Annotated in this window: 21 protein-coding genes; 11 read left to right on the top strand and 10 right to left on the bottom strand. The window is 61.3% G+C overall.

The genetic code is table 11. The features are described 5' to 3' along the window. Window positions 1-54 precede the first annotated feature (54 nt). From ftsY to AB4Z25_RS21460, 4 genes are all read right to left on the bottom strand, one after another. Complete coding sequence (gene ftsY, locus AB4Z25_RS21475) at window positions 55-1,647, bottom strand: signal recognition particle-docking protein FtsY (protein WP_112540469.1); 1,593 nt, start codon at window positions 1,645-1,647, stop codon at window positions 55-57. Between the two features lie 15 nt (window positions 1,648-1,662). Continuing rightward, on the bottom strand, window positions 1,663-2,937 hold the full coding sequence (gene mtaB / locus AB4Z25_RS21470; protein WP_112540468.1) for a tRNA (N(6)-L-threonylcarbamoyladenosine(37)-C(2))-methylthiotransferase MtaB: 1,275 nt from the start codon (window positions 2,935-2,937) through the stop codon (window positions 1,663-1,665). After that, a complete protein-coding gene (gene dapF, locus AB4Z25_RS21465; protein WP_112540467.1) occupies window positions 2,934-3,839 on the bottom strand; it encodes a diaminopimelate epimerase in 906 nt (301 codons plus the stop codon). Before dapF ends, mtaB begins: the two co-directional genes overlap by 4 nt. A 73-nt stretch (window positions 3,840-3,912) precedes the next feature. Then, entirely contained in the window at window positions 3,913-4,920 is a 1,008-nt protein-coding gene (locus tag AB4Z25_RS21460; protein WP_112540466.1) for an MBL fold metallo-hydrolase, read from the bottom strand. A gap of 293 nt (window positions 4,921-5,213) precedes the next feature. Here AB4Z25_RS21460 and ffh point away from each other — a divergent pair, with 293 nt between their 5' ends. The 5 genes from ffh to trmD all read left to right on the top strand — a co-directional run bounded on the left by ffh (window position 5,214) and on the right by trmD (window position 8,907). Then, window positions 5,214-6,785 carry a signal recognition particle protein gene (gene ffh / locus AB4Z25_RS21455; protein WP_112517792.1) on the top strand — a complete coding sequence of 524 codons (1,572 nt, stop codon included), beginning with the start codon at window positions 5,214-5,216 and terminating at the stop codon, window positions 6,783-6,785. Window positions 6,786-6,801: 16 nt separating this feature from the next. Then, window positions 6,802-7,110 carry a chorismate mutase gene (locus AB4Z25_RS21450; RefSeq protein WP_112385841.1) on the top strand — a complete coding sequence of 103 codons (309 nt, stop codon included), beginning with the start codon at window positions 6,802-6,804 and terminating at the stop codon, window positions 7,108-7,110. A gap of 48 nt (window positions 7,111-7,158) precedes the next feature. After that, entirely contained in the window at window positions 7,159-7,527 is a 369-nt protein-coding gene (rpsP, locus tag AB4Z25_RS21445) for a 30S ribosomal protein S16 (protein ID WP_442208943.1), read from the top strand. Between the two features lie 126 nt (window positions 7,528-7,653). After that, window positions 7,654-8,223 (top strand): ribosome maturation factor RimM, encoded by a 570-nt coding sequence (gene rimM / locus AB4Z25_RS21440; protein WP_112386059.1) that lies wholly within the window; start codon window positions 7,654-7,656, stop codon window positions 8,221-8,223. Between the two features lie 3 nt (window positions 8,224-8,226). Further along, entirely contained in the window at window positions 8,227-8,907 is a 681-nt protein-coding gene (gene trmD, locus AB4Z25_RS21435) for a tRNA (guanosine(37)-N1)-methyltransferase TrmD (protein WP_112540465.1), read from the top strand. A gap of 28 nt (window positions 8,908-8,935) precedes the next feature. Here trmD and AB4Z25_RS21430 read toward each other — a convergent pair whose 3' ends face one another. Next, window positions 8,936-10,390, bottom strand: a complete 1,455-nt coding sequence (locus tag AB4Z25_RS21430) for an NCS1 family nucleobase:cation symporter-1 (RefSeq protein WP_112385844.1) — start codon at window positions 10,388-10,390, stop codon at window positions 8,936-8,938. Between the two features lie 345 nt (window positions 10,391-10,735). On the opposite strand from AB4Z25_RS21430, the gene rplS reads away from it, so the two are divergent. From rplS to leuC, 4 genes are all read left to right on the top strand, one after another. Beyond that, complete coding sequence (rplS, locus tag AB4Z25_RS21425; protein ID WP_112385845.1) at window positions 10,736-11,272, top strand: 50S ribosomal protein L19; 537 nt, start codon at window positions 10,736-10,738, stop codon at window positions 11,270-11,272. A gap of 150 nt (window positions 11,273-11,422) precedes the next feature. Then, a complete protein-coding gene (locus tag AB4Z25_RS21420) occupies window positions 11,423-12,220 on the top strand; it encodes a transporter substrate-binding domain-containing protein (protein ID WP_112540464.1) in 798 nt (265 codons plus the stop codon). A 16-nt stretch (window positions 12,221-12,236) separates the two neighbouring features. Next, window positions 12,237-13,055, top strand: coding sequence for an amino acid ABC transporter permease (locus AB4Z25_RS21415; RefSeq protein WP_112540463.1), 819 nt, complete (start codon window positions 12,237-12,239; stop codon window positions 13,053-13,055). Between the two features lie 239 nt (window positions 13,056-13,294). Beyond that, entirely contained in the window at window positions 13,295-14,704 is a 1,410-nt protein-coding gene (leuC, locus tag AB4Z25_RS21410; RefSeq protein ID WP_112385849.1) for a 3-isopropylmalate dehydratase large subunit, read from the top strand. 62 nt (window positions 14,705-14,766) lie between these two features. Here leuC and AB4Z25_RS21405 read toward each other — a convergent pair whose 3' ends face one another. Further along, a complete protein-coding gene (locus AB4Z25_RS21405) occupies window positions 14,767-15,597 on the bottom strand; it encodes an aldo/keto reductase (protein WP_112540462.1) in 831 nt (276 codons plus the stop codon). Between the two features lie 97 nt (window positions 15,598-15,694). Further along, window positions 15,695-16,243 (bottom strand): L,D-transpeptidase family protein, encoded by a 549-nt coding sequence (locus tag AB4Z25_RS21400; RefSeq protein ID WP_112386060.1) that lies wholly within the window; start codon window positions 16,241-16,243, stop codon window positions 15,695-15,697. A gap of 141 nt (window positions 16,244-16,384) precedes the next feature. Between AB4Z25_RS21400 and AB4Z25_RS21395 the strand changes: the two genes are divergently transcribed. Both AB4Z25_RS21395 and AB4Z25_RS21390 read left to right on the top strand, forming a co-directional pair. Further along, on the top strand, window positions 16,385-17,068 hold the full coding sequence (locus tag AB4Z25_RS21395; protein WP_112385851.1) for a response regulator transcription factor: 684 nt from the start codon (window positions 16,385-16,387) through the stop codon (window positions 17,066-17,068). A 13-nt stretch (window positions 17,069-17,081) separates the two neighbouring features. After that, window positions 17,082-17,537 carry a cyclic nucleotide-binding domain-containing protein gene (locus AB4Z25_RS21390; RefSeq protein ID WP_112517796.1) on the top strand — a complete coding sequence of 152 codons (456 nt, stop codon included), beginning with the start codon at window positions 17,082-17,084 and terminating at the stop codon, window positions 17,535-17,537. Here AB4Z25_RS21390 and AB4Z25_RS21385 read toward each other — a convergent pair whose 3' ends face one another. From AB4Z25_RS21385 to AB4Z25_RS21375, 3 genes are all read right to left on the bottom strand, one after another. After that, on the bottom strand, window positions 17,538-18,341 hold the full coding sequence (locus tag AB4Z25_RS21385) for an exodeoxyribonuclease III (RefSeq protein WP_112444591.1): 804 nt from the start codon (window positions 18,339-18,341) through the stop codon (window positions 17,538-17,540). Between the two features lie 123 nt (window positions 18,342-18,464). Continuing rightward, window positions 18,465-19,133: an outer membrane lipoprotein carrier protein LolA gene (locus tag AB4Z25_RS21380; RefSeq protein ID WP_112540461.1), complete on the bottom strand. Its 669-nt coding sequence runs from the start codon at window positions 19,131-19,133 to the stop codon at window positions 18,465-18,467. 136 nt (window positions 19,134-19,269) lie between these two features. After that, window positions 19,270-21,936 carry a DNA translocase FtsK gene (locus AB4Z25_RS21375; protein ID WP_112540460.1) on the bottom strand — a complete coding sequence of 889 codons (2,667 nt, stop codon included), beginning with the start codon at window positions 21,934-21,936 and terminating at the stop codon, window positions 19,270-19,272. Window positions 21,937-22,012 lie beyond the last annotated feature (76 nt).

Genomic DNA, 22,012 nt, shown 5'->3' with positions numbered 1-22,012 from the left:
ACCTATTCGTTTGTCAGGCGCGGCATGCGCGCCCTTCTCGTCATATCTGTGGCATCATTGCCCGAGACCGGCAATGGCATGGGCAAAATCCTCGGCCTCGAACGGCTCCAGATCGTCCACACCTTCGCCGACGCCGATGAAATAAACAGGCAGCTTGTGCTTTGCGGAGATCGCCACGAGGATACCGCCCCGCGCCGTGCCGTCGAGCTTGGTCATGATCAACCCGTTGACGCCCGCCACATTGCGGAAGATTTCCACCTGGTTGAGGGCGTTCTGGCCTGTTGTCGCGTCCAGCGTCTGCAAAACGGTATGCGGCGCATCCGGATCGAGCTTGCCGAGCACGCGCACGATCTTTTCCAGTTCGGCCATGAGTTCCGCCTTGTTCTGAAGGCGTCCTGCGGTATCGATGATCAGCACGTCGCATTTCTTCGCCTTGGCCTGCTCGAAAGCATCATAGGCAAGACCGGCGGCATCGGCGCCAAGCTTGGTGCCGATGAATTCCGACTTGGTGCGATCGGCCCAGATCTTCAGCTGCTCGATCGCGGCGGCACGGAACGTGTCGCCGGCGGCAACCATGACCTTCAGCCCAGCGCCTGAGAGCTTTGCGGCCAGCTTGCCGATCGTCGTCGTCTTTCCGGTGCCATTGACGCCGACAACGAGGATGACATGCGGCTTGTGGCTGAGATCGAGCTGCAGCGGCTTGGCGACCGGCTTCAGCACCTTGGCGATCTCGCTCGCCATGATGCGGCTGACGTCTTCGCCTGTTACGTCCTTGCCGTAGCGCTCAGACGCCAGCGTATCGGTGACGCGCATCGCCGTCTCGACGCCGAGATCGGCCTGGATCAGCAGGTCTTCCAGATCCTGCAGGGTCTCGTCATCGAGCTTGCGCTTGGTGAAGAGCGCGGCGATTTGGCCGGTGAGCTGCGACGAGGTACGGGCAAGGCCGGCTCGCAGGCGTTGGAACCAGGTGAGCTTGGGTTGCGGAACGAGTGGTTCGGGTTCGGAGGCAGCAGCGCCGGTGGCGAAGCCCTTGGGAAGGATGAGCGACGCGGATGCCTCGGTTGTCGTGGATGACGATTCGTCGAGGTCGATGGGCGGGGTACCCCCCTCTGCCCTGCCGGGCATCTCCCCCTCAAGGGGGGAGATCGGCTGGGGGAGCTCGCTCGCTTCTGGAACTATTTCGTCCTGAGCAGAGACCGTTGCAGTTTCCGGCTCGGCGCTATCGGCGAGCTCTTCGCGCGCTATGCTGGCACCAGCAGCCGCCTCGACCTCCAGCTGATCTCCCCCCTTGAGGGGGAGATGTCCCGGAGGGACAGAGGGGGGTGTATCCGCAGGTATTGTGCTTTGGTCTTCAGTTTGGGCCTCAGCTTCCGCCTGCAACAGCGACAACGGCACGACACCGATATCACCCAGCTGCTCGGCATCCGGCAGGATCGCTGGCTCTTCTTCCGCTGGCGCGACTGGCTCGGCCTCGGCAACATCCGCAACCGGCCCACCGGCCGTATCCATCTCTTCCGGCAACACCGGATCGGCAGCGACAGGCAGCTCGTCCTTCACCGGCTCGACGACAGGCGCAAGCTCGTCGGGCTTTGCCTCCTCGAGCGGCTTGCCGAAGGTGAATACCTTTTTGATGAAACTGAACGCCATTTGAATTCCGTAAACTCAGGCGGCTTCCGCCGCCGTCAATTGCATGTCGAGGTGCTTGCCGTTGTGGCCGGTGATCTCGGCCTGCAGCAGGGAGCGCGGGCGAAGGCCGGGAGCGGCGGCAAGCGTGAAATTTTCCGTATGTGCCAGACCGTTGTTTTCCACCAGCAGCCACTGCCGCGTTCCGACCATCCTGTCCAGATGGGAGCGATGCAGCGTCTGACCAGTGGCGCGCAGCCGCGCGGCGCGGTCCTTGATCAGCGAACGATCGAGCTGCGGCATGCGGGCGGCGGGCGTTCCGGGACGCGGGCTGTAAGGGAAAACGTGCAGATACGCGATATCAGCCTCTTCCGCGAGGCTGGCGGCATTGGCGAACATCTCCTCGGTTTCCGTCGGGAAACCGGCAATCATATCCGCACCGAAAGCCATGTCCGGCCGCAGGCGCCGCACCTGAGCGACAAAGTCGAGCGCATCGGCGCGGCTGTGCCGCCGCTTCATGCGCTTCAGGATCATGTCGTCGCCATGCTGCAGCGACAGATGCAGATGCGGCATGAACCGCGATTCGTCGGCGATCAGGTCGAACAGATGATTGTCAGCCTCGATGCTGTCGATCGACGACAGCCTGAGGCGGCGGATTTCGGGGATCTGCTTCAACAGCGTCTTGGCCAGCATTCCAAGCGTCGGCTGCCCTGGCAGATCGGCGCCATAGCTGGTCGCATCGACACCGGTCAGAACGATCTCGCTGTATCCGCCCTCGACCAGGTTGCGGGCCTGATCGACGACAGCCCCCATCGGCACCGAACGCGAATTGCCGCGGCCATAGGGGATGATGCAGAAGGTACAGCGGTGATCACAGCCATTCTGCACCTGGATGAAGGCGCGCACATGCCCGTCGATATGCTTGACCATCTGCGGCGCCGTCGCCTTGACGCTCATGATATCGTTGACGCGCAGCTTCTCTTCCGCCGAAACCCCGAAATCCGGCAGCGCGCGATAGGACGCGCTTTTCAGCTTCTCTTCATTGCCGAGGACAGCATCGACCTCGGCCATTTCGGCAAAGACTTGGCTTTCGGTCTGCGCCGCACAGCCGGTCACGATGATGCGGGTATGCGGATTATCGCGCCGCGCGCGGCGGATCGCCTGGCGGGCCTGACGCACGGCCTCGCCGGTGACGGCGCAGGTATTGACTAGGATGGCATTGTTGAGCCCGGCCTTCTCGGCCTCCGCCCGCATCACTTCGGATTCGTAGGTATTGAGACGGCAGCCGAAGGTGATGACCTCGACGCCGCTCACCGCGCCTCGGCTCCCTGTTCCGCGTCGCGTGCCCAGCTGCCGGTCTTGGGATCGACCATGCCGGACCATTCCCATTCGGCCGGACCGGTCATGATGACGTGGTCGTCGCGCTCGCGCCATTCGATCGAGAGCGATCCCGCGTTCGGGCTGCTCGCAACCTTGATCGTGACATCGCGGCCGGTGCGGCCGGTGCGGGCAGCGGAAACGGCCGTGGCGCAAGCCGCCGAACCGCAGGCAAGCGTCAGGCCGGCGCCGCGTTCCCACGTCCGCGTGGTGATCGAAGACGGCGAGGTGACCTCGGCCAGGGTGATATTCGCCTTTTCAGGGAACATCGGGTGGTTTTCGAGCAGCGGCCCGAAACGGCCGAGATCGAAGGACATCACGTCCTTGTCGACCCAGAAGATCGCATGCGGATTGCCCATCGAGGCAACCGACGGCGAATGCAGCACCGGATTGTCGATCGGCCCGATCTGCAGTTCGATCCGGCTCGTATCGTAGAATTCTTCGGCAAGCGGGATCCTGTCCCATTCGAAAACGGGCTTGCCCATATCGACCGAAATCGTCCCATCCGCCTGCTCGACGGCATTGAGTATCCCGGCGACGGTCTGGAAGGTGAAGGCCTTCTTGCCGGTCTCAGCAGCGAGTGCCTGCACGACGCAGCGCGTGCCGTTGCCACAGGCCTGGGCCTTCGAGCCGTCGGAATTCAGGATATCGATCCAGGCGTCCGTACCCTGAGCCTTCGGATCATGGATCGCCATGATCTGATCGAACTGTGTTGCCGGATCGGCGTTCAGCGCAATCGCCGCAGCGGGCGTCACGGCATCCGGACGACCGCGCATATCGACAACCAGGATCTTGTTTCCAAGCCCGTTCATCTTCGCGAATTCGACCGTTGTGCTCATTGCTGCTGCTTCCATTGCTTTCGGCCTGTATATGGCGGAAATGCGCGGGAATTACCAGTAGGCCGCCGATAGCTCAAGCCTTGGGAACATCGAACACTTCCCCTGCCCTCAACGGCCGGAAACGGCCAGGCGCGATGTTGCGCGCCGCAAGCGCGGTCTCCAGCGCCTTGACTGGCGCATCGATTGCCTCGTTCGTCAGCTGGAACGTCGCGAAGTGGTGCCCTGCCACATAGGCAGCATTGGCGAGCTCCATGCCCTCCACCGCCTCATCCGGGTTTTGATGCTGCCCCTTCATGAACCAGCGCGGCTCGTAAGCGCCGAACGGCAGGATCGCCAGGCGGAAGCCGCCATGTTTTTCGCGGACAGCGCGGTAGTTGATGCCATCGTGAAAGCCGGTATCGCCGACATGGTAGATCTTGCCTGATGGCGTCGAAATGACGAAGGCTGCCCAGAGCGCCATGCGCCGGTCGCGCGTGCCGCGCGCCGACCAGTGATGGCAGGGCTCGGCATCGATGGTGACGCCATCCCAATAAGAAAGCCGGTCGCCCCAATCCATATCGGAAATCTTCGCCTCGGGAATGGCACGGTGAATGATCGTATCGTTTCCGAGCGGCGTCACGAAATGCGGGCCATGCTCCTCGAACAGCCGCTTCAACGTCCTGATATCGAGATGGTCATAGTGATTGTGCGAGACAAGCACGATATCGATCGGCGGCAGATCCTCGAAGCGAATGCCAGGTGGCGAAACGCGGCGCGGGCCGGCGAAGGAGAAGGGGCTGGCGCGATCCGACCAGACAGGATCGGTCAATATATTCAGCCCGGCGACCTGGATCAGCATCGTCGCATGGCCAATCATGGTCACCCGCAAATCCTCGCCGCTGACGCGTGCTGCGGGCTTGGCGGGCGGAAACGGGCTTTGCACCGCCTTCGGCCAGCGAAAACGCCCGCCGCCGAACTGCCAGCGCATCAATTCGCGAAAACCGAGCGGCTCGATCCCATCGGGATTGAAGAAATGGACGCCGTCAAAATGGTCCGAGACCGGCCCCTGGTAATAGGAATTGCGCATCTTGGCATCGGGCATGAACGGATGGACTCTCGTGGCGGAAGGATGCATTTGGGAAGGCGCAGGCGGTTTGAGAAGGACCGGAAGCGTGAATTTGCCCGCTTCGGCTTGACTTTCCGGCCGCTTTCCTGTTTACCGCGCCTCAATTCTGCGACGAGCGACATGACTCCGAGCCGCCGACCGGGACCCGATCCCGGAGGTCCACACCCGACAGCGCGATGCGCCCTCGGGTGCTTTTTGGCTTTGCGTCTTGTTTTCGTCAAGGAAAAGCACGAGGTTTCCGGCATATCCGGAAACACAAGGAAGAGCCTATGTTTGAAAACCTCCAGGACCGTCTTGGATCCATTCTCAATGGACTGACAGGCCGTGGCGCGCTTTCGGAAGCCGATGTTTCCGCTGCGCTGCGCGAGGTTCGCCGTGCCCTTCTGGAAGCCGACGTTTCGCTCGAAGTCGTCCGTGGCTTCACCGACCGTGTTCGCGAAAAGGCTGTCGGCGCCGAAATCCTGAAGTCGATCAAGCCCGGCCAGATGGTCGTCAAGATCGTCCATGACGAGCTGATCGAGATGCTCGGCGGCGAAGGCGTTGGCGTCGATCTTCATGCCGTTGCCCCCGTCGTCATCATGATGGTTGGTCTGCAGGGCTCGGGCAAGACCACGACCTCGGCCAAGATTGCCAAGCGGCTCACCGACCGCGACAAGAAAAAGGTGCTGATGGCGTCGCTTGATACGCGCCGTCCCGCCGCCCAGGAACAGCTGCGCCAGCTCGGCGTCCAGACCGGCGTCGATACGCTGCCTGTGATCGCTGGCCAGTCGCCGACCGATATTGCCGCCCGCGCCGTTCAGGCCGCCAAGCTTGGCGGCCACGACGTCGTCATCCTCGACACCGCCGGCCGCACGCATATCGACGAGCCCTTGATGGTCGAAATGGCCGACATCAAGAAGAAGTCGAACCCGCATGAAATCCTGCTGGTCGCGGATTCGCTGACCGGTCAGGATGCCGTCAACCTCGCCCGCAATTTCGATGAGCGCGTCGGCATTACCGGCCTCGTTCTGACCCGCATGGACGGCGATGGCCGTGGCGGTGCAGCCCTTTCGATGCGCGCCGTCACCGGCAAGCCGATCAAGCTCATCGGCGTCGGCGAGCGCATGGGCGAGCTGGAAGAATTCCATCCCCGCCGTATCGCCGACCGTATCCTCGGCATGGGCGACATCATCTCGCTGGTCGAGCGCGCCGCCGAAAACATCGATGCCGAAAAGGCAGCCGCCATGGCTGCCAAGATGGCCAAGGGCAAGTTCGACCTGAACGACCTCGCCGACCAGCTGCGCCAGATGCAGAAGATGGGCGGTATGGGCGGCATCATGTCGATGATGCCCGGCATGTCGGGCATGAAGGACAAGATGGCGTCGGCCGGCCTCAACGACAGCCTGTTCGGCCGCCAGCTCGCCATCATCTCCTCGATGACCAAGGCCGAGCGCGCCAATCCCGATATGCTGAAGCATTCGCGCAAGAAGCGTATCGCCGCCGGCTCCGGCACCGATGCCTCCGACATCAACAAGCTTCTGAAGATGCACCGCCAGATGGCGGACATGATGAAGATGATGGGCGGCAAGGGCAAAGGCGGCCTGATGAAGCAGATGATGGGCGGCCTCGCCGGCAAGATGGGTCTTGGCGGCATGGGTGGCGGAATGGGCGGCATGCCCGACCTCTCGAACATCGACCCGAAGCAGCTGGAAGCGCTCCAGAAGCAGGCTGAAGCAGCGGGTCTTGGAAAGCCGGGCGGCGGCATGCCGGGCCTCGGCGGACTTCCGGGCCTGGGCGGCGCCAAGCTGCCGGGTCTCGGTGGCGGTTTCCCGGGGCTTCCCGGTTTGCCCAAGAAGAAGTGAAAGGGTCGCTTGAACGATGATTGATCCTGAAATCAAAGCCCAGCTTTCGAGCTACCGCCAGTCGATCGACAATATCGACGCGGCACTCGTCCACATTCTGGCCGAACGCTTCCGCTGCACCAAAGAGGTCGGCGTTCTCAAGGCCAAGTACCAGCTGCCGCCGGCCGATCCGGCGCGCGAAGAATACCAGATCGAACGCCTTCGCCGCCTGGCCAAGGATGCCAATCTGGATCCGGATTTCGCCGAGAAGTTCTTGAACTTCATCATCAAGGAAGTCATCCGGCATCATGAGCAGATCGCTGCGGACCACGCCGCAGCAAAATGAACCTGCCGCCCTACGAAGCGGTCAAGAAAAGCCTAAGGAGTAAATGACATGGCACTGAAAATTCGTCTCGCACGCGGTGGTTCCAAGAAGCGCCCGTACTACCACATCGTTCTCGCTGACGCCCGTTCGCCGCGCGATGGCCGCTTCCTGGAGAACCTCGGTTCCTGGAACCCGATGCTCGCCAAGGACAACGACGCGCGCATCAAGCTCGACAACGACCGCATCAAGCATTGGCTCGATCAGGGCGCACAGCCGACCGACCGCGTTCTGCGCTTCCTCAACGAAGCTGGTCTCGCCAAGCGCGACACCAAGAACAACCGGGAAAAGGCAAAGCCGGGCAAGAAGGCTCAGGAGCGCGCTGCTGAGAAGGCTCAGAAGATTGCTGACGCCGCCGAAGCTGCAGCTTCCGCAGAATAATCCGCAAGGATTTCGTTTCGAACGGGCGGCATGGCGACATGCCGCCCGTTTTCGTTTTCATTCCGGCGCACTTCGTTTATGAGAGGCTTGAACTCGGATCGATGCAGAATTCGGATGAAGGACACCATGACAAAGCTTGAGAACCCCGTGCTGATGGGCACCATAGGCGGCGCGCAGGGCATCCGCGGGGAAGTTCGTGTCAAGCCTTATACGGCCGACCCGACGGCACTCGGCGATTACGGCCACCTGCACAGCCTCGATGGCCGCGTCTTCGAGATTCTCGAGCTGCGCGAAATGAAGAACATGGTCGTCGTCCGCTTCCGCGGCATCAACGACCGCAACGCCGCCGAGGCGCTGAACGGCCTTGAACTCTATATGGAACGCGACAATCTTCCGGACGACGAACTGGAAGAGGATGAGTTCTATTATGCCGATCTCGAAGGTCTCGAAGCGCTCGACGACAAGGGTGTCAGCTACGGCACGATCACGGGTGTTTTCGATTTCGGCGCCGGCGATCTGCTGGAACTCAAGGGCCCCGGCAAACGCCCGGTGCTGATCCCGTTCTCGGAAGCTTCGGTGCTGGAGATCGATCTCGAAGGCGGTACGATCCGTATCGACCCGATGGCAGCCGGCCTGATCGACGATCCGGAAGACATCTCCAAGCTCGCCACCGGCAAGCCGAAGAAAAAGAAGTAAGCCATGGCCTTCCGGGCAAGCGTGCTCACCCTTTATCCGGAGATGTTTCCGGGCCATCTCGGCTTCTCGCTGTCAGGCAAGGCGATGGAGCGCGGGCAGTGGTCGCTGGAAGCCTTCCAGATCCGCGATTTCACCGCCGACAAGCACCGCACCGTCGACGACACCCCCGCTGGCGGCGGCGCCGGCATGGTGCTGAAGCCGGATGTGCTTGCCCGCGCCATCGATACTGTTTCCGAAAACGACAATCGCCCGCGCCTGCTGATGAGCCCGCGCGGCAAGCCCCTGACGCAGCAGCGCGTGCGCGAACTCGCCGCTGGCGAAGGCGTGATCATCGTCTGCGGACGTTTCGAGGGCGTAGACCAGCGTGTCATCGAGGCGCGCCAGCTCGAGGAAGTCTCGATCGGCGACTATGTGCTCTCAGGCGGTGAACCGGCGGCGCTGACGCTTCTCGACGCCATCATCCGTATCCTGCCCGGCGTCATGGGCAACGATCTCTCGGGCCTGCATGAAAGCTTCGAAGGCGGCCTGCTGGAGCATCCGCATTATACCCGTCCGCAGGAATGGGAAGGCCGCGAGATCCCTGCAATCCTGACCTCTGGCAATCACGGCGCCATCGAGAAATGGCGGCATGAACAGGCCGTTGCCCTGACCAGGAAACGACGGCCCGACCTCTTGGAAGAATAGGCGCCCGGAAGACCAGGCGCCTCTTTTGTCAGGTGGCGGCGCCGACGGCAGAGCCGCGCGTGCTCATCCTCAGCACGTAATAAACCAGACCGCCGATGCCGACGCCAAAGAACCAGCCATAGGTACCCCACCAATCCGGCAGGATCGATGTGAAGGTCGGCAGGATCGACGAAAAGACCACGCCGACGATGAAGGCGATGAAGGCATTCGCATGCCAGCCGTTCTGGAAGCGGAATTCGCCGTCTTCGCGGTAAAGGGCCGCGACATTCAGTTCGCCCTTCCGGATCAGATAGTAATCCACCATCATCACCCCGAAGATCGGCCCCATCGTCGAGCCGATGAAGTTGACGAAATGCGCCGCACCCGTCTCCCAGGGCGCGAATGGATAGAGTACGAGCGCGATCAGGGCCGCGATATAGCCGCCCCGCTTGAAGCTGATCTGCCGCGGGAAGACGTTCGAGAAGTCGAAGGCCGGCGACACGAAGTTGGCGACGACGTTGATGCCGAGCGTCGCGACCGCAAAGGTCAACGCCGCCAGCAGCGCCAGGAACCAGCTGTCGAACTTCGCCGAAATCGCTTCCGGATGCAGCAACACTTCACCATAGACGGTGAAAGCCGCCGTCGTCGTCACGCCCGCCACCAGGCAGAAGGCGAGAAGATTGATCGGCAGGCCCCAGAGGTTGCCTTTGCGCAGGGTCTTGGTGTCCTTGGCGTAGCGCGAGAAGTCGCAGAAGTTCAGATAGAGCGCTGCGAAATAGGTGATCCATGTCGCGGCAACGGCGGCCAGCGCCGGGAACGATCCGGGTTCACCGGGAACGCCGGCATCCTTGGTCTTCTCAAGCAGAACATCGCGCGGGATCTCGCTGCCGAAGGAGAAAGTGCCGGCCTTGACCACGAGATAGACGGCAAGCACCAACATCATGATCCAGACCGCAGGCCCGGCCCAATCCTGAAACTTGCGGACGGTTTCCATGCCGCGCTGGATGATCAGCAGCTGCAGCGCCCAGATGATCACGTAGCAGATCAGCTCCAGCGTCGAATGCCCGAGCATATGACTGTTCTGGTGGAAGGCGAGAATGCTGTCATTGCGGATAAGGAGCGCGACGATCGCACCCGAAGCCGCCGCCGTCTGCGCACCATACCAGAAGCAGGCAACGACGGCGCGCACCAGCGCCGGGAGGTTGGCGCCGAACGTGCCGAAAGAAGCACGAGCGAGAACTGGGAAAGGTACGCCCGTCTTGACGCCGGCATTGCCGACAAGGCTCATCAGGCAGAAGATGACCAGCGAGCCGATGCCGATCGCAATCACGAAATTGATGAAGCTGCCGCACAGCAGGAAAAGACTTGCGGCGAGGTAATAACCCCAAAGACTATGGACGTCTGAGGTCCAGACGTTGAAGATACTGAAGGCGCCCCATTTCCTCTCTTCTGCAGGCGCCAGGTCCTCGTTATACAACGAAGGCGATGGATTGCTTATCGACATTCATTCCCCTCCAAATTCCCACGGGCCATGATTTGGCCCGAATCAGAATCTGCTCCTAAATTAGGCATTCGACAAATATTTAATCAGGAAACTCGCTGCCTTGATTGCGTGCAGCATCCGGCAACCGGCACACGAGACGGACGCTCCCTGCTGTTTTTCAGGGCGGGAGGGGTGACAAAGCCTGCGCGATAGGGTATGCGCACGCCCGGAATGGGAAAAAATCCCATCAACCACGTAAAGAAAAGCAGACGAATTCGCTCCTGCCTTAATGGGCATATATCCGAGGCTTCGCCAAAGATAGATCGTAGAGCGCTCTGGCTGTTGAACCAACAAAGAGGTTGAGTCATGAACATCATTCAGCAGCTTGAGGCCGAACAGGTCGCCAAGATCGAAGCCAAGCGCACCCTGCCTGAATTCTCCCCGGGAGACACCGTCCGCGTCAACGTGAAGGTCACGGAAGGCACGCGTACCCGCGTCCAGGCCTACGAAGGCGTTTGCATCGCCCGCTCCGGCGGCGGCCTGCAGGAAAACTTCACGGTCCGCAAGATCTCCTACGGCGAAGGCGTCGAGCGCGTATTCCCGGTTTACTCGCCGATGATCGAAAGCGTCGAAATCGTTCGCCGCGGTAAGGTCCGTCGCGCCAAGCTCTACTACCTGCGCGACCGTCGCGGTAAGTCTGCCCGTATCGTTGAAGACACCGGCGTTCGCGCCCGCAAGCTCAACGACGCCGAGCGCGCCGCCGTTGCCGAGGAAAAGGCACGTCTGGAAGCTGAAAAGGTTGCTGCAGCACAGGCTCTCGCCGCCGAAAAGGCAGCAGCCGAAGCCGCTGAAGCAAAGGCAGCCGCAGAAGCAGCAGCCGCTGCTGAGCCTGCAGCAGAATAAGTTCTGCCCAGCGCAAAATTCTTGCATGAAAAGGCGGTCCTCGGGCCGCCTTTTCTGTTTTAGAGCCGCAGCCGCGCACTGGCCGCTCTTGCCATCGCGTTCTCTTCTATGACAGTTTCCGCCAGCCACATTTTACCGGGGATTTTCAGCATGCTTTTCCGCCGCACCATTCTCGCGGGCCTCGCAGCCCTTTCTCTTTCGTCGCTCACCGCTACTGCGGAAAGCCTGCCCGATCTCGGCGGCAAGTCGGTCGTGGTCGTGACCGAAAACGCCTATCCGCCGCTGCAGTTCGTCGATCCGAAATCCGGCAAGCAGATCGGCTGGGAATATGATGCGATGAACGAGATCGCCAAGCGGCTGAATTTCAAGGTCGAGTACCAGAACACCAGCTGGGACGCGATGATCCAGGCGGTCTCCGACAACCAGTACAACATCGGCATGACCGGCATCACCATCAAGGACGACCGCAAGGCGAAGGTCGATTTCTCCGACCCCTACATGCGCTCGCAGCAGTTCATGCTTGTTCGCGCCGATGAAAGCCGCTTCACCGACGGCAAGACCTTCGGCGCCTTCAAGGATGGCCTGGTCGGCGCCCAGCCGGGCACCTCGCCCTTCTACACCGCCGTCTATGAGATCCTCGACGGCAACGAGCAGAACCCGCGCATCAAGCTCTTCGAAACCTTCGGCGCCACCGTTCAGGCCCTGAAGACCGGAGACGTCGATACGGTGCTGACCGACGGTGTCGCCGCCAAGGGCTATGTGGATGCCTCGAACGGTACGCTCAAGGTCATCGGCGGCCCGCTCGGTACCGAGGACTTCGGCTTCATCTTCCCAAAGGGCTCGGATCTCGTTGCCCCGGTCAACGCCGCCATTGCCAGCCTCAAGGCCGACGGCACACTCGATGCGCTGAACAAGAAGTGGTTCCTCGACTACAAGATGGGCCAGTAATTCCGGATCATCGCAGATGGCGCCACACCCATCCCCGCGATCCGAGAAGGGCGACTATCCCTGGTGGCTGGTCGCCCTTGCCGTTATCGGCATCATCCTCGCCATCGTCATCGTCACCAACGGCATCTATGCGCAGGTCTTCCAGACCGTCTTCAATGGCGTCTGGATCACTGTTTTCGTCACCATCGTCGCCTTCGTGCTGGCGACGATCCTCGGCCTCGGCATCGCGCTCCTCGGGCTGTCCGACAGCAAGGTGCTGCGACAGATCTCGCGTTTCTATATCGAGATCATCCGCGGCATCCCGATGCTGGTGCTGCTGTTCTACGTCGCCTTCGTCGGCGCGCCCGGCATTGTCGCTGCCTATAATTTCCTGATCACACCGCTGGTAAAATCGGGCATCGCCGAACCCATTCTCGTTCGCGACCTGTCGCTGATGTGGCGGGCGATCATCGCGCTGATGATCGGCTACTCCTCCTTCATCGCCGAAGTCTTCCGCGCCGGTATCCAGTCCGTCGATCACGGCCAGATCGAAACCGCCAAGGCCCTCGGCCTGTCGCGCTATCACCGCTTCCGGCTCGTCATCTTTCCGCAGGCGATCCGCGTCATCTTCCCACCGCTCTCCAACGACTTCGTCTCGATGGTGAAGGATAGTTCGCTGGTCTCCGTGCTCGGCGTCTCCGACATCACGCAGATGGGCAAGGTCTACGCGTCCGGCTCCTTCCGCTTCTTCGAGACCTACTCGATCGTCACCTATATCTACCTGATCCTGACGATCGGCCTGTCGCTGGGCCTCAGGCAAGTGGAGCAGCGGATGCGCCGCAGGCACGGGCGATAGTCCTAACGATTCGAATTGCCGTTTATGAGAAAAATCGCTATATCCAGCCTCATGGAAAGCAAGTTCAAGTGCACAGGCGCGCATATTTTCGTGCTGCAGGACCATTATCGCCTGCCGGCGCGGTTCTTTGCGTGCGTTTCGGGCGCTCTCAACAGCCGACTTCGTTGATCGAATGACGGCCGGCGGGCCTTGCCGCCATTTCCCTTTTTTCCATTGCATCCAAAAACGGACATACCGCTATGAGCGCACCGCGTACCCTTTACGACAAAATCTGGGACGATCACCTGGTTGACGAACAGGCCGATGGCACCTGTCTTCTCTACATCGACCGCCATCTGGTCCACGAAGTCACGTCCCCGCAGGCTTTCGAAGGCCTGCGCATGACGAACCGCAAGGTTCGTGCGCCGGAGAAGACGCTGGCGGTGGTCGATCACAACGTTCCGACCTCTCCCGATCGCCACCTCGGCATCAAGAACGAGGAAAGCCGCATCCAGGTCGAGCAGCTGGCGATCAATGCCGCCGAGTTCAACGTCGAGTATTACTCGGAGAACGACAAGCGCCAGGGCATCGTCCACATCATCGGTCCGGAACAGGGCTTCACCCTGCCGGGCATGACGATCGTCTGCGGCGACAGCCACACCTCGACCCACGGCGCCTTCGGCTCGCTCGCCCACGGCATCGGCACCTCTGAAGTCGAGCACGTTCTCGCCACCCAGACGCTGATCCAGAAGAAGGCCAAGAACATGCTGGTGCAGGTCGACGGCCAGCTACCGCCGGGCGTCACCGCCAAGGACATCGTTCTTGCCATCATCGGCGAAATCGGCACCGCCGGCGGTACCGGCTATGTCATCGAGTATGCCGGCGAAGCCATCCGCGCGCTGTCGATGGAAGGCCGCATGACGATCTGCAACATGTCGATCGAAGGCGGCGCCCGCGCCGGCCTGATCGCGCCTGACGAAATCACCTTCGAATACCTGAAGGACAAGCCGCGTGCACCGAAGGGCGCCGAGCGCGAACAGGCGATCGCCTATTGGAAGACGCTGAAGACCGACGAAGGCGCCCATTTCGACCGCATCGTCAAGCTCAACGCCGCCGAACTGCCGCCGATCGTCTCCTGGGGCTCCTCGCCTGAAGACGTCATCTCGGTTCAGGGCATCGTTCCGAACCCGGACGATATCAAGGACGAAACCAAGCGTACCTCCAAGTGGCGCGCGCTCGACTATATGGGCCTGAAGCCCGGTACGCCGATCACCGACATCAACATCGACCGCGTCTTCATCGGCTCCTGCACCAACGGCCGCATCGAAGACCTGCGCGAAGTTGCCAAGGTCGTCGAAGGCAAGACCGTTGCCTCCACCGTCAGCGCCATGATCGTCCCGGGCTCCGGTCTGGTGAAAGAACAGGCGGAGAAGGAAGGCCTCGACAAGATCTTCAAGGCGGCCGGCTTCGACTGGCGCGAGCCGGGCTGCTCGATGTGCCTCGCGATGAACGACGACCGCCTGAAGCCGGGCGAGCGCTGCGCCTCGACCTCGAACCGCAACTTCGAGGGCCGTCAGGGCTTCAAGGGCCGCACCCATCTCGTGTCGCCTGCCATGGCAGCAGCCGCGGCGATCGCAGGTCACTTCGTCGATATCCGCGAATGGAACTGAGCCTTTAGGTTCAGGACGTGAAAAGGGCGGCCTTAAGCCGCCCTTTTTGTTTCTGAATAATATCAGAACGTCGCCGTATAAGGATCGGGCCCCATCCGGGCGCCCTTGTCATCAAGCTTGGCGATCGCAGCCATATCGTCGGCATCCAGCTTGAAATCGAAGACGTTGAAATTCTCTTCAATGCGTGACGGCGTTACCGATTTCGGGATCACCACCAGTCCGGCATCGATATGCCAACGGATGATCACCTGCGCCGGCGTCTTGCCATGCTTCTTGGCGATCTCACCGATGACGGCATTGGCGATGAATTTGCCCTGCCCGAGCGGGCTCCAGGATTCCGTCACGATGTTAAGCTTCTTGTGCGCCTCCTGCGCCGCCTTCTGCTGGAAATCAGGATGCAGTTCGATCTGGTTGATCACGGGCACGACGCCGGTATCGCCGATGATGTGCTCCAGATGATCCGGGTAGAAGTTCGATACGCCGATCGAGCGCGCCCGGCCCTCTTCCTTGATCTTCACGAAGGCCTTCCACGTCTCGCGGTAGAGGCCGCGATGCGGCGACGGCCAGTGGACGAGATAGAGATCGACATAGTCCATGCCGAGCTTCTTCAGGCTGCCGTCGAAGGCGCGAAGCGTATTGTCATAACCCTGATCAGGGTTGCGCAGCTTGGTGGTGATGAAAACGTCCTTGCGGTCGAGACCGGAGGAGCGGAAGCCTTCGCCAACGCCCTGTTCGTTGTCATAGCCGGACGCCGTGTCGATATGGCGGTAACCGGCCTGCAGCGCCTTCAGCACTGTTGGCGCGGCGATATCCTGCGGCGTCTGCCAGACGCCCAGGCCTACCTGCGGAATGGAATGTCCGTCATGGAAAGTAATGATGGGTTGATTGGCCACAATATGTCTCCGTCAATTTGAAAGCCGGCGCACCCGAGGCAGCGCGACGTCGAGAAGCCATATAGGACGGCGGCGAAGAATTATCACCCCTTGAGATTCAGAGAACCCTGATGACCGTCCCCTTGCGCATGTGGGGCAGCATGCGGCGCATGTCCTGCGGCTTGACGGCGACGCACCCGTCCGTCGGCTGGTAGCCGGGGCGGATCAGGTGGAAGAAGATCGCCGAGCCGCGATAGCGCGCCCGCGAAGACACGTTCCAATCCATGACGAGGCAGACGTCGTAAAGGCCGTCCTTGCGCTTCAGTTCCTCATGGCTCTGCTTGAAGGGCGCCTTGACCAGACGGTTATAGTTGGCGTTTTCAGCCTGATCGCACCAGAGCATGCCGGCACGGATGCGCGAAAGCGCAAGCGGTGTCGTGATCCGCTGTGGACGCTCGCCGCGCCGGAAGCCGTACAGCAGCTTCATCGAGGCCACCGGCGTTGCCCCATCCCCCTCGCGCTTCAAGACGCTGCGGCCCGTCCGGCCGATCGCTGCAGGCACGACGATAGGCCCGCACTGCACCAGCGCCCGGCTCTTTTTTCCCGGTTGAGGCCTGACAAGGATGGTGGAGATACGCTTTGCCGCTCTCTGCCTTGTTTTTTCCATTATTGTCACATGTTTTTGTTTTGCTTGGATGTTCGATGAAATCATATCGATCCGGGCGCTGCAACCGCGTGTCTTGCGCTCTTTGCCAATCATCGAATTTGGCGTAGGACTTGTAAGACGGAACCTGAGGAACAAAGCCGCATGACCGCACGCACCATTCTACTGGTGGATGACGATGACGACCTACGCGAAACCCTGACGGAGCAGCTCGCGCTCTATGAGGAATTCACGGTTCTCCAGGAATCGACCGCCGGCAAAGGCGTGCAGGCTGCCCGTGGAGCACCCATCGACCTTCTGATCATGGACGTCGGCCTGCCTGACATGGACGGCCGCGAAGCCGTCAAGCTGCTGCGCAAGGGCGGCTTCAAGGCGCCGATCATCATGCTGACCGGGCACGACACCGATTCCGACACCATTCTCGGTCTTGAGGCCGGCGCCAACGATTACGTGACAAAGCCCTTCCGCTTCGCCGTCCTCCTCGCCCGCATCCGCGTGCAGCTGCGCCAGCACGAGCAGAGCGAAGACGCTACCTTCACGGTCGGTCCCTATCTCTTCAAGCCGAGCCAGAAACTGCTGACCGCCGAAAACGGCCAGAAGATCCGGCTGACGGAAAAGGAAGCGGCGATCATCCGCTATCTCTACCGCGCCGAACAGAAGGTCGTGACCCGCGACGTGCTGCTCGAAGAGGTCTGGGGCTACAATTCCGGCGTCACCACGCATACGCTGGAAACCCACGTCTATCGCCTGCGCCAGAAGATCGAGCGCGACCCGTCCAATGCCGAAATCCTCGTCACCGAGAACGGCGGATACAAGATCATACCGTGAGGCAGATGCGCAGATGGCGCTGACAGACGACATCCACACGCTCTCGCAGCTGCCGCTCTTCAACGGCATGTCGGACGACCAGCTGCGCCTGGTCGCCTTCGGCGCTGATCGCCGCGTCATCTCCACCGGCCAGATGCTGTTCCGCGAGGGCTCTCCAGCGGAGAGCGCCTATGTGGTCACCAGCGGCGCTTTGGAGCTCACCGTGATGGACAAGGATGGGCATCATCGGGTGCAACGTGTCGCGGGACCCGGAACACTGCTTTCCGAACTTGCGCTGGTGACGCTGGTGGAGCGCAAATATACCGCGGTCGCCCGCGAGGATACCGGCATCATCCGCATCACCCGCTCGCTCTTCCATCGCCTCATCGAGGAATATCCGGAAGCCGCCAAGCTCATCGAAAACCGCATCCGCGACAATATCGCGGAGCTCGCTGCGCGCGCCACGGCGCAGCTCCACCGCTTTTCCTGATCAGAGATTGAAGTAGGCCGTCACGGGAACGTGGTCGGATGGCTTTTCCCATCCGCGCGCTTCCTTGAGTATCTCGACACGCTGCAGCAGCGGCCCGAGATCGGATGAAGACCAGATGTGGTCGAGGCGGCGGCCCTTGTCGGCCGCTTCCCAATCCTTGGCCCGGTAGCTCCACCACGTATAGAGCTTCTCATTGGCGGGCACATGCTGGCGCATCAGATCGAGCCAGGCGCCGCGCTTGATGACCTCAAGCAGCCCCTCGGTCTCAACAGGCGTATGGCTGACGATCTTCAGCAGCTGCTTGTGCGACCACACGTCGTGCTCCAGCGGCGCGATGTTGAGATCGCCAACCAGAATTGAGGACGTGTTGGGCTCGGCATTGGCCTTCAGCAGCTTCATCTCATCGACAAAATTGAGCTTGTGGGCGAATTTCGGATTGATCGCGATGTCAGGCTCGTCGCCGCCTGCCGGCACATAGAAATTATGCAGCCGGATGCGGCGCCCGCCGCGCTCGAAGATACCCGAGATGTGCCGCGCATGGCCGACATCGCCGTAGTCGAAACGGTGATCCTCGACGATCGGCAGCCGCGATGCAATCGCCACGCCATGATAGCCCTTCTGGCCGTGAAACAGGATGTGCTCGTAGCCCATCGCCTTCAGCGGTGCCAAAGGAAACAGCTCGTTCGGAACCTTGGTCTCCTGCAGGCAGAGGATATCGGGCTGATGCTTCAACAGGAATTTCTCGACGATCGGCATCCGGAGACGGACGGAATTGATGTTCCAGGTCGTGATCGAGAAGCTCATGCTAATGCCTTTCATCGAGGGGTGAAAAGGCTTTAGAGCAAAGCAGTGCCGGAGGAAACGGGCGGCAAAAGAAAACGCCCGGACAAAGCCGGGCGTCGCTTCAATGGGATGAGATCGGCGGGGTCAATCGCGCGAGGCGGCCGTCCCAGGAATGCTTTCGTAAGGCACCCGGAACACCTTGTCGTCGAACTGCACGCCGGTCTTGACGTTGAACACCATCACGGAGGTGTCCTTGCCCTGGTTGTCGGTGATCGTCCACTGGCGCAGGTCATAGGTCTTCGGATCGAACATCATGGTGATCGTCGAATTGCCGAAAACGGTATTGTTGCCAAGCGCGATCGTCGTCAGGTCCGACTCTTCCTTGACGCTCTTCACCGAACCATCGCTGAGATTGATCTTCTGTGCCAGCAGCAGGCTGAGCGGCGTCTTCGACAGCGGATAGAGGTTCCAGGTCTTGAGCTTCAGATTGCCGATCGCGACATTCTTGCCGTCAGCGATCACCCGGATCGGCGACGGGTCGTCGTAGTTGAAACGCAGCTTGCCGGGCCGTTCGATGAAGAACTTGCCGCCCGTCTGCTCGCCACGCGGGCCAAACTGCACAAACTCGCCCTGCATGGTACCGACGCTCGAAAAATGGTCGGCGATCGCCTGTGCCGTCGAAGAGCCCGCGGCTGCCGCCTGAGCAAAAGCATTGAACGGTAATGCGGCCGACAAGGCGCCGAGCGCCATCGCGCCCAGCATATGGCGGCGCGTCAGCGAAAAGCCGTTCATGAATGAATCGGAGTTGTTCATCTAGGTCTCCTTTATGCGACCTGCTTGCTGCCGAAAGGCGGCGTCTTCATGGCGCAGACGCATAGCTGCGAGAGGTAACGTTTTCGAGGCGATCAGGTTTCCGTGAAGCCGTTGCCTCGAAAGATTTTTTCAAGTGTCAGCGATCGAGTATATCACCTTCGGTCGGAACGAGGATCTCGCGTTTACCCGCATGGTTGGCGGGACCGATGATCCCTTCCTGCTCCATACGCTCGATCAGCGATGCAGCGCGGTTATAACCGATGCCGAGGCGGCGCTGGACATAGGACGTCGATGCCTTGCCATCGCGCAGCACGATGGCCACCGCCTGGTCGTAGGGATCGTCGGAATCGGCAAGATTGGAGGTTCCGGCCGGGCCGCCACCGTAGTCACCATCTTCGTCGTCATCGGCTGTGATCGCATCGAGATACTGAGGCGCGCCCTGCGTCTTCAGGAATGAAACGATCTCCTCGACTTCCATATCGGCCACGAACGGGCCGTGGACGCGCTGGATGCGGCCGCCGCCGGCCATGTAGAGCATGTCGCCCATGCCGAGCAGCTGTTCTGCACCCTGCTCGCCAAGAATGGTCCGGCTGTCGATCTTCGACGTCACCTGGAAGGAGATACGGGTCGGGAAGTTGGCCTTGATCGTGCCGGTGATGACGTCGACGGACGGACGCTGCGTCGCCATGATAACATGGATCCCAGCGGCACGGGCCATCTGCGCCAGTCGCTGCACCGCGCCTTCGATATCCTTTCCGGCGACCATCATCAGGTCGGCCATTTCGTCGATGATGACGACGATATAAGGCATCGGCTGCAGGTCGAATTCTTCCGTCTCGTACATCGCCTCGCCGGTATGACGATCGAAACCGGTCTGCACGGTACGCGAAATCTGCTCGCCCTTGGCAAGCGCCTGCTCGACGCGGGCATTGAAGCCGTCGATATTGCGGACGCCGATCTTCGACATCTTCTTGTAGCGCTCCTCCATCTCGCGGACAGTCCACTTGAGCGCAACGACGGCCTTCTTCGGATCGGTAACGACAGGCGACAGCAGATGCGGGATGCCGTCATAGACGGAGAGTTCCAGCATCTTCGGATCGATCATGATCAGACGGCACTGTTCCGGCGTCATCCGGTAGAGCAGCGACAGGATCATCGTGTTGATGGCGACGGATTTACCGGAACCGGTGGTACCAGCGACCAGCAGATGCGGCATCTTGGCGAGGTCGGCGATCACGGCTTCGCCGCCGATCGTCTTGCCGAGCGCCATGGCGAGCTTCGCCTTGGATCCCTCGAAATCACGCGAGGCGATCAGCTCGCGCAGGTAGACGGTCTCGCGGGTCGAATTCGGCAGTTCGATACCGATGGCGTTGCGGCCCGGCACGACGGCGACGCGGGCAGCGATCGCGCTCATCGAGCGGGCAATATCGTCGGCAAGGCCGATGACACGGGACGACTTGATACCCGGAGCAGGCTCCAGTTCGTAGAGCGTGACGACGGGGCCAGGACGGACATGGATGATCTCGCCCTTGACGCCGAAATCTTCGAGAACGCCTTCGAGCATCCGCGCATTCTGTTCAAGGGCATCGGCGGACAGCGTGCTGTCGCGGACGACATTCTTCGGCTCGGCCAGAAGATGCATCGGCGGCAGCTGGAAGCCTTCCGGACGGATGAAGCTGCCCTGCGATTCGCGGTCAAGACGCGCACCTGGCTTCGGGCGGGATGCTGCAGGCGTCACCCGCGGCTCCTGCTTGCCGCCGGAACGCGCCGGGGCGCGCATCATCCAGCCATCCTCGTCGTCATCGGGAAGGATATCGGCGGGGCGAGGCGGCATGTCGGTGTCAAACGCATCATCGTCGTCATCGTCATCGAGCGAGATCGACGGCGCGGAGACGATACGGCGCTGCGAGGCCGCACCCACATCCATCGACGGGTCCATGCGCTCGCCGCGGCCGGCAGGCGCCTTGGCGCGCACCGGCTCGTTGAGCTTGCCGAATTCGTCATCGTTGAAATCGTAGGGCGATTCGAAGTCGCTCTGGCGGCGCTTGCGCGGACCCATGCCGAAGATGCGGCGCATGCGCGCCTGGCTCATGTACCAGGCATGCGTCAGCGCGCCGAAGGCGAGCCAGCCACCTTCATCGTCGCCATCATCCTCATCGGCTTCACCAACCGAACGCGCCTTGGAGCGCGTTTCGGTAAAGTCCTCGGCAATATCGTCATCTTCTTCGGTGCGACCGACGATACCGGCCGCAAACAGCATCATCCAGACGGTCGGCACCGCGAAGACGCAGCCGACGGCGGTTGCGAATGTTCCGGTCGGATAGGCGCCGACGAACAGTGCCGGGAAGCGCAGAATCATGTCGCCGATGACGCCGCCGATACCGTTCGGGATCGGCCAGGTCAGTGGTGGCGGAAAGCAGCCGATGACGGCAGAGGAAAGCACCGAGCCGAGCGCCCACGCACTGCCGCGCGCCGGGATGCGGCTGATATGACGGCCGGAGATCATCGCCAAAGCCCAGGCAACGACTGGCAGAAGCGCAATGACGCTCGCAAGTCCGAAGAACTGCATCGCCAGATCGGCAAAGGCAGCACCGCTATAGCCGAGGATATTGCTCGGAGCATTGCCGGTTGCGTAGGAATAGCTTGGATCGGCGACGTTCCATGTGGCCAGCGCCGCAACGGCAAGCGCCAGCATCAGGAAGATCGCAAAGCCTAGTAGAGCCTGCGCCTGCCTGAACAGGAACCCTGAAAGGGAGAAACGGTCCGGCCGGCTATCGATCGCCGGCGACGTGCTTCTTGCCATATGTCCTACCGTCCATGTGCTGCGGCGCGAATCGCTCGCGCAATTCACGCAGAATGCGTCTCTTCCACCTAACCAG

The sequence above is a fragment of the Rhizobium sp. RAF36 genome (assembly GCF_052114105.1).
Lineage (GTDB): Bacteria > Pseudomonadota > Alphaproteobacteria > Rhizobiales > Rhizobiaceae > Rhizobium.
This window is presented reverse-complemented; position numbering and strand designations above follow the sequence as displayed.